A 13,226-nucleotide genomic window follows, 5' to 3' on the forward strand; every position below is an offset into this window, starting at 1 on the left:
ATTTTACTCTTCGGCCTCAACAACAGTGACGATAACCTTGTTGGAAGCCAGCGTAATGGGAATTAAACTGCCGTCTGGAAGAACAAAGGAAAGGGAGACTGTAGCCTGATTCATGACCTTTCCGTTGGATGGCTGATGTTTGATTATGGCTGTGTATCCAACCTCCACCGATGTTCCTGGCAGCAGATCACCCAAGGAGACTCCACTCGCCAAACTACAATTATGTTGAGCAATACCCTGTATTGTGACACTACCAGAAACCAAAGTAACGCCAGATTGCAGTTGATCCGTGAGAACCAGATTTTTGGCTGCAAATGCACTCGTATTCTGAATGAGGACCACATAATCAACGCTTTCTCCTACCTCAACAATGCTTTTGCTTGCCGTCTTCTGGACAGGAATCACAGGTGCTGAGATTGGTATGGAAGGAACGGATGGGGTGGACGGTTGTGAAGAACCAGGCGTTGTTGGTGTAGTCGGATTAACAGGTGGTAACGGCGGCGTTGGAGGCTCAGGAGGCCCGGGTGGTACTGGCGGTACTGGTGGAACTGGGAAAATCACCTGCATGAGAACGACATTGGACAGAACGTTAAATGAAACCTCGCCCAATGTATAGGAAACACTGGCCTGATTGGTGATCTGAGCCAATGTAATTCCTTGATTCACAATGACTTGGAAGGTGATAGGAATCGCGGATAAGGGTGCGATATTATCTACCTCAAATCCATTAATCGGATTGACTCCGGGTACACTCACATCTCTGATCGTAACACTGTTATTAACAAAAGTAGTTGCTTCAGGGATTCGATCCGTAAATATAATGGCACTAAACGGGACATTGTTACCATTCGTCAGCAGGAAGGAGAACGTAATCGTTTCTCCCGGGACGACCTGACTCGGCAAAGCAGATTTGACAATTTCCAGAAGAGGATCGCTGATAAAAGTAGTGACTGAATCGGACTCCACAGAATTGGAAATGACATTGCCATCAGGAAGAGTGAAATTATAATTGACTATCGCTGTGTTCACAACCTGATTATTCGATGGGAATGACAGAATATTTACCTGAAAGTTAATCGTGAATGTTTCACCTGGTGCCACTTCCCCCAATGGAATACCACTAACCGGATTATCGCTTATTTCCACTCCGTTTACGGTTAAAGATCCAGGTATAAAGAATGATTCAGGTGGAATTGGATCAATAACGGTTACATCGGCTGCAATATTGCCTGTATTTTGAACAACAAGCTGATAGAACACGGTATTTCCAAGATCTACGGCATCGGGGGTACCGGATTTAAGAATGGTAATGACAGGATTATAGACAGGAATGGAAACGACATTGGACGGCGAACTTCCACTTACTCCGTTTATGGCAAAGGTAACGGTGCCCTGATTGGTTAACGTCTGGGTCACAGGCTGCGGTGTAAGTGCATTGACGTTGACCTGGAACGTCACTGTCGTGGAGCTGCCTGCACCTATAGTGCCGATACTTACACCTGTGGAGGGATTAACCCCAGGTTGAGCTACACCATTCAGGGTGAGGCTGTCAGGCACAAAACTTGACCCAGCCGGAATCGGGTCCGTAAGAAAGACGGATGTTGCCAGCAATTCTGTAGGATTTTGAACGAGCAGCGTATACGTAATAATATCTCCTGGGGCCGCGGCGGTAACGTCAGCTGATTTGGCAAGGGACAGAACCCCTGGTTCGGACACGGGAACCGTCACCGTATTGGACAAGGATGAACCCGGAATGATCCGCCCGTCAGGAAGAGTATAGGTGTAATCTCCAGTAGCCTGATTGACAAGCTCGGGTGGAGTTGGCACGGATGTCACTGTGGCTAGAAAAGTAACCGTCACCGGAAAATTGGGCTGGATCGTTCCCAAGTTAATTCCGGTTATTGGGTTGGCACTGCTCCAACGGTTACCACTGATCAGCACACTATTCGGTACAAAAGCCTCTCCTGCCGGTAATGGGTCAACCAGGATAACGTCAGCGTTATAGTTACCGTCATTGGACACTAAAACGGTATACGCAATAATATCACCCACAACAGCAGTCGATGGGACAGCTGATTTTACCAGCGCAATGACGGGTTCAAACACCCGGACATTGACGATATTGGATAAGGCCGTTCCAGTGAATTCTCCGGTTGTAAACGTAACGGTGGCCTGGTCAACCAGAAACAGGGGAAAAGGAACCGGCGGAGCTGTTCCGACCACACTGACCTGGAACGTGACGGTTGCAGAGCCGTTGGCTGGAATTGTTCCGATAGGGACTCCTGCGCTAGGATCGACTCCTGGGAGAGATGCACCGTTCACCGTTACGCTGTCCGGAACCAGAACAGAAGCAACAGGAATAGGGTCTGTGAGACTGACATTGGTTGCGTCAACCGGATCATTATTCTGAACAACTAGCGTGTATGTGACAATATCCCCAATAACGGCTTGGAGCTCACTTGCTGTTTTGACTACGGTCAGATTGTCTGCCGAAATGGGAATAACCACTAGATTGGAACTGCTGCTGCCAGGAATAATGCGGCCGTCCGGTGGAGTGAAGGTGAAGCTGGCATTACCTTGGTTAACAATCTGAAACGAAGCCGGTAATGATGTAATTACGACTTGAAAACTGACCAGGGTCGAGCCACCTGTCGGTACGAGGCCTAGAGAAATGCCGGCATTCGGATCGGCAAGAGGGACCGGAAGGCTATTTATGAGTACACTTCCGGCAACAAAGGTGGCATCTGGCGGAATGATGTCCGTTAATGTGGTTGTTGCGCCAATATTTCCTGAATTGGTCACGGTAAACTGAAAGGTCACGGCTTCCCCGACTACAGCAAACGTAGGTGTAGCAGCCTTAGCAACGGCTATAATGGCCTGGAACACAGGAATGATGACCACATTGGAAAAGGAAACTCCGCTAAAGGTACCGCTGTCGAAGCTCACCTGGGCCTGATCTGTTAGTTGAGGTGGTGAGGGCAGGGTATTTACCTGAACACTGAAAGTGACTGTGGCTGATGCACCAGGCAAGAGAGTACCGACAGAGATACCAGAAACAGGATCTGCTGTAGGCTGGGGTACACCATTTAACGTGACACTTCCAGTTAGAAACGAGGAACCCGTTGGAATGTTATCGGTCAGTACAGCGTGGGTAATGCTGCTGGCATCCTGATTGGTAACTGTAAAGGAATAGGTAACGGTATCACCAACCACTGCATCTGTAGCAGCAGTTGATTTCACAACACTCAACATAGGTAGCGAGACAGGGATGACAACCGTGTTAGATGTAACAGATCCGGGAATTACACGGCCATCTGGTGGCTGAAAGGTATAGGAGGCTGTTCCCTGATTGACCAATTGCAATCCAGCTGGCTGACTAACAACACTTACCTGGAAAGTGACTGTAGAGGTTGCGTTGGGTGCAACCGGACCAATAGGTATTCCTGCAACAGGGTCAGAAGCTGGTTGAGAAACACCATTGACGGTTACGCTGCCCGGTACAAAGACGGAACCGTCTGGTATATTGTCTAGGACGGTTGTTGTGGCATCAATATTTCCCGTATTGGTTACGACCAACGTGTAGGTAACTGTATCTCCGACAAGAGCATTGGTTGTGTCTGCGCTTTTGACAATAGCCACATTGGGTTCATAGATGGGAACCACCACTGCATTGGAGGTAACCGCAGTATTAATAATCGGACCATCGGGTACGGTAGGGGCAGTATAACCGACTCTGGCTTGGTTAAACAACTGAGCCGGTACAGGTACGGATGTGACCAATACCTGGAAGGTCACGGTAGCGGAGGTTCCCGAGTTGAAATCTCCAATCGGAAATCCGGTTACCGGATCTGTACCCGGCAGTGAAACCCCATTGAGTGTGATGCTATTCGTTACGAAGGAGCTTCCTGCAGGAATGTTGTCAAAGAACATAACGTTCGTTGCATTAACCAATGAAGTATTAGAGATGATAATAGTATATGTTACCGTATCTCCGACGACAGCATCAGTTACGTTGGCACTTTTGACGGCATTAAGGGCAGGGAGGTTGATATCGATCTGTAATCCGTTGCCGTCAACAAGATAGCCGTCTCCATTCGTTGTAAGCTGGAAGGCAGCTTGAGTCTGTGTATTGAGCAATGTAAATCCGACGTCCACGTTCGTAATATCCCAGCCTTGACGACCACCAACGATGTTTGTACCAGGGGTTCCATTGATCTGATTCCTTGTCCCGAACGTACCAGAGGTATCGAGGTTTCCGGCATCATCATTGATCTGTGAAGCGAAGAAGTTGTCGGAGAAGTTGTTCGGACCTGACAGATTCGTCACAGTGGCAATGGTCGGTCCAAAACGAGCCTGATCCCCGGTCTTGTTCGCATCACCCTCCTGTGTACTGAATTGTGCCCGACCTGCCAGTGGACCCATGAATGGTGTGGCAAATCCATCAATAATCATGTTGACAGGACCCGAAGTGGAAAGAATGACATCGGCATTCACTCGAATGGACATGTTTCTCAAAGGCAAGGCAGCATTTTGGTACACTACCGCAAGTGTCCAGCCCGCATGGTTGGAGGTCGGATCGGGTATGGACAGTGTTCCAACTACTCCACTGGTCGTATAGGTTCCTGCTCCTCCAGCAGAGATTAGACTTGTAACGTTTGCAGAACGAACATAGGCATAGGTTGTGGGGAATCCGGAAGCGGTGGACAAGATGACTTCAAAACTGGTTGCCGGGTCCGGAAAAACACTGGTCTGACTTGCTGGAGTTGTAAACTGTACAGCATCATTGATAAAGGCGGAATTGTTCTCCGTATTGTCAATGTATGTACCCCCCCAGATTAATTCGGCATACAGGATGCTGCTGCCTGCGAGGATTTGTAGTACAGCAGAGGAGCTGTTGTTCTGAAAAAGATTCGTTGTTCCTGGTGGATATGTTCCAAACTGCTGTGTGGTATCCGTCGTAATATAAGCCCCGATGCTGTCAACTGTCCCGGGAACACCAACAGTTTCAGAGCGGCTAAGTCCAAGCGTATTGCCTGTGAAAGTCACTGCACCATTTTCATTTATCGCATACCTTTCAATAAAGGCCATTATCATCTTCCTTCCGCATAGTTAGTCTCTACACGTATACTTTCGTAGTATCTTGTACCATGCCAAAAATCGTAAATAAATGAGTAGCAAAAAAAATCAGTGAATAAGTGTTGTATTGAAAACGGTTTTATGCTAATTTAAAATATATAAAAACGTTTTTATAGCAAAGGACCAAAAAATTATGGGAAAGATTACAATTAAAGATGTTGCAAGGGAAGCCGGGGTATCCATTTCTACGGTTTCCAACGCCTTGAACGGCGTGGATGTCTTAAACCCAGAGACCAAATCACATGTCCTGAAGGTGGCAGAGCGTTTAAACTACGTTCCCAACTTGAACGGCAAGCTGCTAAAATCCGGGCAAACCAAAATGCTGGGTTTTTTCACCACAAGTGTGTCGGGTCCATACTTTTATAAGCTGGTTGAATCCATGTCTCGCGAATGCGATCGTCTGGGCTACGGGCTGAATGTGTTTGTGACCAAGGATAAGCAGGTCATTATGAGTAATATTCTGGGACGGCGTGTGGATGGCGTTATCATCTACGAAGAACTGCGGATTGATGAGCAGGATATTGTCGCTATGGAGAAAGACAAGATTAAGGCTGTGTTTCTGGATCGGGTCTATCAGAGCGATACTATGGGAAGCGTCATATTTGACTCTTATGTAGCGGGTTACGAAGCAACCAAGTATTTAATTGGACTGGGGCACAAGAAAATTGCTTACATATCCGGCGTGGACACCATGTTTGACAGTAATCAGCGTAGAGATGGATATTTGGCCGCTTTGCGTGAGTACCAGCTTCCGTTGGATGATGATTACATCTTACAGGGATATTTTGAGGAAGAGGGCACCTACAGTGCTGTAAAATCTTTTCTTCATCTGCATCCTGCCAAGCTGCCTGATGCTTTTCTTGCAGGAAATGATGTGAGTGCAATCGGCTGCATCCATGCGTTGAAGTCTCATGGCTTCGAGGTTCCTCAAGATGTAAGTGTAGTAGGCTTCGATGATATTGATATTGCCCAATATTTTTCCCCGCCATTAAGTACCGTACGAAACCAGATTGCAAGGCAGGGTATCCTGGCGATCAATCACCTGGTTCGCATGATCAAGAAGAAGGAACATGGGGTTTCACAAAAACTGGCGGGTGAACTTATCATACGGGGCTCAAGTCATGTGAAGATGGACCGGAGTGATTTTTTAACATAACTGATTCAATCATTTCCGGTCTTTTTTAATTATAGATTTGATATTAGGGGGTTTTTTTGTCATAAAATAAAAACGTTTTTATGAGGAAATGCTTAAGTTGGAGGGGAGAAAAAGAGCGTGAGTAAATTAGCCGTAGAGACGTCGTCAACCGGTAAAAAGCCTGTAAGACCGGGGGGAAGGAAGCCAATCGGACAAAGAATGAAAGAGTTCGTCATCGATTATCGAAGACAATGGGAAATTCAATCGATGATTATACCCGGCATCATTTTTATGATTATTTTTTGTTACATTCCGATATACGGATTGACGATTGCATTCAAAAATTACACCGTTATTGATACGCTGTCTAGCGCACCATGGGTCGGTTTGGAAAATTTCAGAATCATTATGTCAGACAAATACTTCTGGGATGCCGTAGTGAATACGCTGGGGATCAGCTTTTTGAAATTGGGTATCGGGTTTGTCATTCCCATTATCCTGGCGATCATGATCTATGAATTAAACAGCGGACGTTTCAAAAAGTTCGTGCAAACGATTTCATATCTACCTCACTTTCTGTCCTGGATTGTATTGGGCGGCATGCTGATCACCTGGTTTTCAACAACGGGATTGTTTAATCAGCTGCTACTCAGCTTGGGAGTGATCTCGCAACCGCAGAACATTTTGCTGGATGCAGGCAAGTATTGGTGGATTGCAGTTTTATCCGATATTTGGAAAGAGGCCGGCTGGGGAACGATTCTGTATTTGGCGATTATGTCCAAGATTGATCCTACGTATTACGAGGCAGCCAAAATTGATGGTGCAAGCCGTCTCAGACAAATTTGGAATATCACATTGCCTAACATGAAGTCAATCATTAGCCTTAATCTGATTCTTACTGTAAGCGGTTTACTTGGTTCCAATCTGGACCAGACGCTCGTTCTGATGAACTCGCAAAACCGTGACAAGGCAGAAGTTATCAATTCGTATGTATATCGTATGGGGATGTCACAGGGTGACTTTTCGTATGCTACCGCAGTTGGTCTGGGCGTCTCGATCGTGTCCGTTATTCTGTTGGTCACCGCGAACAAAATTACAAGCAAATTAAACGATAATCAATCTGTGCTGTAGAAGGAGGCATCCCGTGTGAATGGAAAGGTGGCTAAAGAAGATCTCGATAGTCGGATCTTTGATACCTTAAATATTATTTTACTCGCTATTTGTACTGTCGTTATTGTGGTTCCGCTCTGGAATGTCATTATCTCTTCTTTTAGCTCGGGCAAGGCTTTGGCGGAAGGCGGGTTCATCTTCTGGTCACCGGAGTTCTCGCTGGAGAATTATAGAGCCGTATTCAACGATTCGAACATCTGGCAAGCGTTCTTCATCTCCGTTTCCAAAACAACAATCGGAGTCGTTACACACGTATTCTTCTGTGCCATGGTCGGTTACGGTCTGAGCAAAAAGCACATACGTGGCCGTAAACTGTACGTAGCCATGGGAGTTATCACGATGTTCTTCTCTGGCGGAATGATCCCAACGTACTTATTGATCAAATCACTTGGCCTGCTCAACAGCTTCTGGGTGTACATTATTCCGGCATTGTTCAGCTTCTATGATGTCGTCATTCTGATGAATTTCTTCCGGAATGTACCGGATTCCCTGGAGGAGTCAGCCAAAATCGATGGTGCAGGAGACTGGCATATTTTCCTCAAAATCTTCATCCCGCTGTCCATGCCAGCGATGGCAACTATTGCATTGTTCAATGGAGTAGGGCAATGGAATGACTTTATGACAACTAAGTTGTACATTACCGATCAGTCGCTGTATCCGCTGCAGATGATGCTGTACGAGATTATTGTTCAGTCCCAAACGCAATCCATGCAAAATGTGGGCGGCTCGGCAGTCATTGAAACAACGACTAAAGGGGTGCAACTGGCTACGATTGTTATTACTACTCTGCCGATCATACTGATCTATCCTATCCTTCAAAGATACTTTATCTCGGGTATGATGCTGGGAGCAGTCAAGGAGTAAGAGGAATCTAAGCTTGTTCGAAAGTTCGCTCTATTCAATATTTCTCACCTAACTTTAAGGAGGAAACAATATGTTCAAGATGAATAAGGCAGCAGGCAAAAAAGGAGTTAAACTGTGCGCGGCATTGCTGACAGCGGTGATCATGATTACAGGCTGCAGTAGTGGATCAGGGGGTTCGAGCGAAGGAAACTGGGTTTCCATTGAAGATCGCTATACAGTCGATCCGGAAAAACCAGCTTGGCAGCTGGATAAAAAGGAAGAAGCTACAGACCTAACTTGGTATGTTAATGCCGACTGGTGGAACACGGATTTCGGCAAAGACATTGTAACCAAAAAGATCAAGGAAGATCTGAACATCAATATCAAATTCATTACAGGTGATGACACGAAGTTAAATACGTTCTTTGCCGGTGGAGATATGCCTGACCTGCTGACAGTATTTGACTCTAACTCTCCTGTGGTGCAAAAAGCCGCAACCTGGGCTATGCCGCTGAATGATCTTGCGGAGAAATATGATCCATACTTCAACAAAGTCGCAGCTGCCGATACCCTGAACTGGTTCCAGCAGGCTGATGGCAAGACGTATGGCTATCCAAACTACTCCAATACGCAAGCCGATTATGATAGCGGCAACATCCCAGCCAAAACGGCATTTATCATCCGTAAAGATGTATACGAAGCTTTGGGAAGTCCTGTCATGGGAACACCAGAGGAATTCGAAAGTGTGATGAAACAGATCAAGGAAAAGTTCCCAACGCTGATTCCATTTGGTTTTAACTCTATCGGTGAAGGAACAGGTTCACTCGGAGACGTGTTGCAAGACTTCATTGGCGTGCCGCTTGAAACTGCAAATGGAGAATTCTATGATCGCAATCAGGATGAAGATTATCTTACATGGCTGAAGACTTTAAATAAGGTATACAGAGACGGAAATATCAGTGATGACAGCTTTGCTGATGATGGTACGGCCTTTGAGGAAAAAGTGAAATCCGGAAAATATGCAACGATGCTGCTGGATGGTACACCTCAACAGGGAGGAAATCTGCAAATTTATCTGAGTGCCAATGAAGGCAAAGAGTATGTTGCCGTTGATGGACCACAAAGCACCAAGGGTAATGCACCGACACTTAATCAATCCGGTATTACAGGCTGGATGATCAACTTCATCTCCAAGGACGCCAAAGATCCAGCCAAAGCGATTCAAATCTTTACGTACCTGCTAAGTGAAGAAGGTCAGCTTCTGATGAACTATGGTATTGAAGGCGAGACGTATAAAAAGAATGCAGATGGTACGGTTGAGTTGATGCCAGCTGTGAAAGACCTGCAACTTCATAATGCGGACAAATTCAAGAAGGAATACCGGATGGGCGAATTCATGTTCTTTGGCCATGACCGTTACAAAGCACTGAGTGCTGATGCTTTCCCGGAAGCGATTAAACAAATGCAAGAGTGGGGCAAAGGCAAACTGAAACCACACTTCATTCTGGAGAATATTAGTCCGAATCAAGGAACACCTGAAGCACGTGCGTTGTCGGCGATCAACGCCAAGTGGAATTCAACCCTGGTAAGCATGGTACGTGCCAAAGATGATGCCTCTTTTGACAATGCGCTCGCCGCTTACAAGTCATTTTTAGGTGAAAACCGTTGGGATGATATCCTGAAGGTCCGTAGTGAGAAAATGAAACAGAATAAAGAGAAATTGGGTATCCAATAAGAGGAATGTGGAGGGAAAGCATATGACGAAATTCAAAATGTACAAATCCACGGGAGAAGATGCATTGTTTGTATCCGTGTCCCAGCATCAATTGAAATCGCAGGACTCCGCCAAGGAAACAACGACTATCCTTCTGGATGATCAGCAAACGTATCAGGAAATGGATGGTTTTGGGGCTTCTTTTACCGACTCATCTGCCTATCTGATTAACCAGGTATTAAGCGATGAGCAGAGAGCGGAAGTCATGACTCGGTTGTTCCATCCCGAGGAAGGCATTGGATTGTCGGTCATCCGCAATCCGATGGGCGCTTCAGACTATGCCAGAACGGTATACAGCTATAATGATCTGCCAGAAAATCAAACGGACCCGGAATTATCCGGGTTCAGCATTGCACATGATGAAGCGGATGTTATTCCTTTGACTCAAAAGGCTTTGGAGCTCAATCCTGAGCTGAAGCTATTCGCTTCACCTTGGAGCGCTCCGGGCTGGATGAAAACAAGCGGCTCGATGATTACAGGTCAACTGAAAAATGAGTGGTATCCGGCGTATGCGGAATACTTTGTGAAATATATCCAAGCCTACACATCACATGGATTGCCTATCCATGCAGTAACACCACAGAATGAAGCACTTTATGAACCAGGTCATTATCCCGGCATGTTGATGCCAGCTGAAGCGCAAGCAGACTTTATCAAAAATCATCTCAAGCCGGCTTTGGTCAAAAATGACATTCAGTCCAAAATCCTCTGTTATGATCACAACTGGGATCGTCCGGATTACCCGCTGACAGTACTTGATGAGGCGGCAGAAGAGGTAGATGGAGTCGCTTGGCACTGGTATGGGGGCGAAGCCTCGGCACAAACAAAGGTGTATGAAGCTGTTGCCGGTAAAGAGGTACACTTCACCGAAGGATCAGGAGGAGAATGGATCCCTCCATTCGAACAAGCTTTCTCCAATGTGATCAGAACGGGTATTGAAATTCTTCGCAATTACAGCAAATCTTTTGTGCTCTGGAATATGGCACTGGATGAGAACAACGGTCCTACCGTTCCTGGCTTCGGGAAAAGTACGTGCCGCGGCATTGTGAAGGTTAACCAGCAAACGAAAGAGCTTACCTATACACTGGACTATTATGCTCTGGCTCATTTCAGTGCATTGATTCGTCCCAAAGCCGTACGTATTGACTCGTCCTCCAATGAGGCATCCATTCGTTCCGTAGCCTTCAAAAATACGGATGGTTCGATTGCTCTCGTGCTTTTCAATGACGGAGAAGAGACAGGAAATGTGCAGGTTCAGCTAAGAGAAGAAGAACTGTTAAGTTTCCAACTCGAATCCAAAAGTGCTTTGTCCATTTTGATTAACCAAGGATAATAATAATGTTGTAGTGAAAAAAGGCGATACTCAGAGAATTAACTCTGAGTATCGCCTTTTTATATTGCATCCAGTGAGTCTATACTCTTTGGATCGCTAGATTTGGTGTTCCTCCGCTCTCATCAATAAACAGAACATATTTATTCCCACTAGTGCCTGTTAACACTAGACCCGGCTGATTCAGTATACCGGGATTATAATATAACAGTTGCTGGTTGAGTGGCAAGGCAACTGGAAGAGTCGGCTGATTCATGGCCATTAGCTGCGTCGTTGCTTTTACACTGTCTCCCGCCTCGATAACCCCACCGACACCTAGGTGATTTGTAATGGAGGAGCTATCGTTAATCTGCAAGCTGCCAGCAACCGTCTGGTCTCCGTTCACCTGCAGGTCCAATCCAATCGTTTCATTACCGTTTACCTGCAAATCCTGATTAATGGTCTGGTTTCCTGTGACAAAAATGCTATCGAATGTTGGCAATCATATCAACTCCTATCTGGTTTGATATATTTTATGAGGACAAGAACCGGATGGACACGGGGTTGTGGCACATTTAAAGACACGGGTGAAGCCCATCTTTGAGTAGTTAAACACCTAAAAATGAGGCGATAGAAACCTAGCCAAAGGCAGATGCATATTGTAGGCAATGAGAGTTAATCCGCTTCGTGATTGGAGGGTATGGTCATCAAAAAAAGGAGGCGTATGCCAGCCAAGTCCCAAAAGAATCGACGTCCTGTCCAGCATCCCAATCAGGTATACCTCAGACAAATGAACGCTACATTGAACCGAAAACTCAAATCAATCCGGCATCATCTGGTGGTACAGCAATCGGATCTGCAGCAGCATCTTATGAAAATGATTCAGGACGGCAAGGAACAGAGAATGGAAAGTAAAGACAGTGGGAAAGTTTTGGATTCTCCCCGTGTTCATTATAAACAGCTGAAGGTCCTACTGATTACTCCTGCTATGGAACGAGCAGGCTCTGCGAACTCTATTTTGATTGAACAGAGCTTGAGGCATTTGGTTCAACATGTCAATGAAATCAAAACAATTCAGTCCGTTGCAGATCATACGACAGAGCAGGATTTGGATTTGATTCTGGTACTGGATGGAGAAGATGCTTTGTCGAATCAGAATTTGGAAGCGTTGAGGATTTCCTCTGCCCAAAAGGCGATATGGTTGTCGGACCAGTCGGATGTAAAACAGATGGAATCGATCATCCCTTTTTTTGATTATGTGTTTACACAGCATTCGACCCACATTCCCTCCGATCGGCATATGGGGAATATCTCATGTCATGAAATACCTTTTCCACCGAACCCCACACTGTTCTGTCCACAGGTGGTGGGAAGAGAATATGAATCCGATGTTTATATCATTGGGGATGCACACCCTGATAGCTGCCTATTTGATCTTGCCACTCACGCGTGGTTATCGGATAAAAGAGTGCGAGTTGAAGGACAGGGGTGGGAGAGGTTCGGTGCATTTGTGCCCGTGCAACATCAGGAGATCCGGGAAAAGTTATACAACGGCGCCAAACTTGTTGTTCAGGACAACTCATCCGCTAGACGTATCATGGAAGTAGCTGCGTGCGGTACATTTCAACTTATTTTGGCTTCCTCAAGCGGTCCCGCGAACACGGATGATTTCCAACGCTATGCAACATTTGAAGAACTCATACAGAAGCTTGAACATTATTGGGACCATGTGGATCAACGAAGACTGGCTGCCTCCCAGGCACTTTCTTATATAAAGTACAATCAATCCTATCTTCATAAAAGTTTGCAACTTATGGATATTATTTTCCAATGAATATGTCTGTTAATTGGAGGAGTCC

At 45.9% G+C, this 13,226-nt stretch carries 8 protein-coding genes; 6 read left to right on the forward strand and 2 right to left on the reverse strand.

Features of this window, described 5'->3' with window-relative positions:
* Positions 1-3: 3 nt before the first annotated feature.
* Entirely contained in the window at positions 4-5,088 is a 5,085-nt protein-coding gene (locus BLV50_RS04080) for a DUF11 domain-containing protein (RefSeq protein WP_090806055.1), read from the reverse strand.
* Between the two features lie 181 nt (positions 5,089-5,269).
* On the opposite strand from BLV50_RS04080, the gene BLV50_RS04085 reads away from it, so the two are divergent.
* From BLV50_RS04085 to BLV50_RS04105, 5 genes are all read left to right on the forward strand, one after another.
* Positions 5,270-6,292 (forward strand): LacI family DNA-binding transcriptional regulator, encoded by a 1,023-nt coding sequence (locus tag BLV50_RS04085; RefSeq protein ID WP_063563590.1) that lies wholly within the window; start codon positions 5,270-5,272, stop codon positions 6,290-6,292.
* Positions 6,293-6,490: 198 nt separating this feature from the next.
* The gene (locus BLV50_RS04090) at positions 6,491-7,402 is read left to right on the forward strand and encodes an ABC transporter permease (RefSeq protein ID WP_052016450.1); all 912 of its coding nucleotides are present in this window, start codon (positions 6,491-6,493) and stop codon (positions 7,400-7,402) included.
* Between the two features lie 15 nt (positions 7,403-7,417).
* A complete protein-coding gene (locus tag BLV50_RS04095; RefSeq protein ID WP_063563591.1) occupies positions 7,418-8,305 on the forward strand; it encodes a carbohydrate ABC transporter permease in 888 nt (295 codons plus the stop codon).
* 70 nt (positions 8,306-8,375) lie between these two features.
* A complete protein-coding gene (locus BLV50_RS04100; RefSeq protein WP_072732697.1) occupies positions 8,376-10,019 on the forward strand; it encodes a type 2 periplasmic-binding domain-containing protein in 1,644 nt (547 codons plus the stop codon).
* 22 nt (positions 10,020-10,041) lie between these two features.
* Entirely contained in the window at positions 10,042-11,391 is a 1,350-nt protein-coding gene (locus tag BLV50_RS04105; protein ID WP_090806058.1) for a glycoside hydrolase family 30 protein, read from the forward strand.
* 79 nt (positions 11,392-11,470) lie between these two features.
* On the opposite strand, the gene BLV50_RS04110 is transcribed toward BLV50_RS04105, so the two are convergent.
* The gene (locus BLV50_RS04110) at positions 11,471-11,869 is read right to left on the reverse strand and encodes a hypothetical protein (RefSeq protein WP_090806060.1); all 399 of its coding nucleotides are present in this window, start codon (positions 11,867-11,869) and stop codon (positions 11,471-11,473) included.
* Between the two features lie 222 nt (positions 11,870-12,091).
* Between BLV50_RS04110 and BLV50_RS04115 the strand changes: the two genes are divergently transcribed.
* On the forward strand, positions 12,092-13,201 hold the full coding sequence (locus tag BLV50_RS04115) for a glycosyltransferase family protein (RefSeq protein WP_090806062.1): 1,110 nt from the start codon (positions 12,092-12,094) through the stop codon (positions 13,199-13,201).
* Positions 13,202-13,226 lie beyond the last annotated feature (25 nt).

It is taken from the genome of Paenibacillus sp. 276b, from assembly GCF_900107875.1.
In the GTDB taxonomy this organism is placed as follows: domain Bacteria; phylum Bacillota; class Bacilli; order Paenibacillales; family Paenibacillaceae; genus Paenibacillus; species Paenibacillus marchantiae.